A 1,117-nucleotide genomic window follows, 5' to 3' on the forward strand; every position below is an offset into this window, starting at 1 on the left:
CATAAAAGAAACAAACGCAGAAACTAAAATAGCTATGAAAAAAACAAGTACGACTGATCCCGAAAGTGGTTGGTTTCATAAAGGTGAGCATAAAGAAGTTTTTGCTTATAGCGCACAAGTAGCATGTGATAAAAACGGCTGGATACTAGGCTATACGACCCACCCAGGAAACTTACATGATAGTCGTACGTTTATTTCTTTATTTAAAAAGCTCAAAGGAGCTTTTACTTTAGATAAATTGATTATGGATGCTGGGTATAAAACGCCAGCAATCGCTCAATTACTTCTCGAAGAGAAGCTGACGCCTGTTTTCCCTTATAAGCGACCCATGACGAAAGCGGGTTATTTCAAGAAGAACGACTATGCCTACGATGAATATTATGATTGTTATATCTGTCCTAATGATAAGATCCTCACTTATTCGACAACGAATCGAAAAGGATATTTAGAATACAAAAGTAATCCAGAAGAATGTAAAAATTGTCCTGTTCTATCTACTTGTACAAATTCAAAAAATCATACAAAAGTAATCACCAGACATATTTGGGCGAAAGCAATCGAACGATGTGAGGAAATACGTCACCAAAGAAATTTTAAAGACCTATACAGAAAAAGAAAAGAAACAATTGAACGAATTTTTGGTACAGCAAAAGAATTTCACGGATTACGTTATACGAATCAAATAGGAATTGAAAAAATGCACATGAAAATTGGGCTTACTTTTGCCTGCCTAAATATGAAAAAATTAGTAAAAATCAAAAAAGGCAGAGCAAGAAAGGAGTGTTTTTCTTTAGAAAAACAAAGCTATTTCTCTTTAATTATTGAAAACATACATATAAAAAAGACAAACCTCATTTTTACATAAGGTTTGTCTACAATCTGAGAAGTTGCATGAAACGCAACTTCTTTTTTTTAGGCGATAAGTGTGATCAAAGCTAGCAATCCAGTCAGTCCAAAGATAGTACCACATACGATCATGTGACGTTTTTTGTGCAACATCAAGATCGCGATATATTCTCTAAGAAAAGCATTCGGCAAATAATAAAAGGCTGTTTTTGCACCAATACCATTGGCTTTTAACTGTGCTTGCTTCGCAAAGAGTCCTGCACGGAAAATG

General features: G+C 34.6%; 1 protein-coding gene and 1 pseudogene. One reads left to right on the forward strand and one right to left on the reverse strand.

Annotation, left to right across the window (positions count from 1 at the left end; translation table 11 throughout):
- A partial coding sequence (locus tag GKG43_RS22795; RefSeq protein ID WP_153188324.1) for a transposase occupies nucleotides 1-865 on the forward strand: 865 nt, incomplete at its 5' end.
- Nucleotides 866-912: 47 nt separating this feature from the next.
- Here GKG43_RS22795 and GKG43_RS22800 read toward each other — a convergent pair.
- Nucleotides 913-1,117, reverse strand: a pseudogene (locus GKG43_RS22800) (YdcF family protein); the annotation flags it as partial.

This window comes from Eubacterium sp. BIOML-A2, from assembly GCF_009680135.1.
Classification (GTDB): Bacteria; Bacillota; Clostridia; order Lachnospirales; family Lachnospiraceae; genus Faecalicatena; species Faecalicatena contortus_B.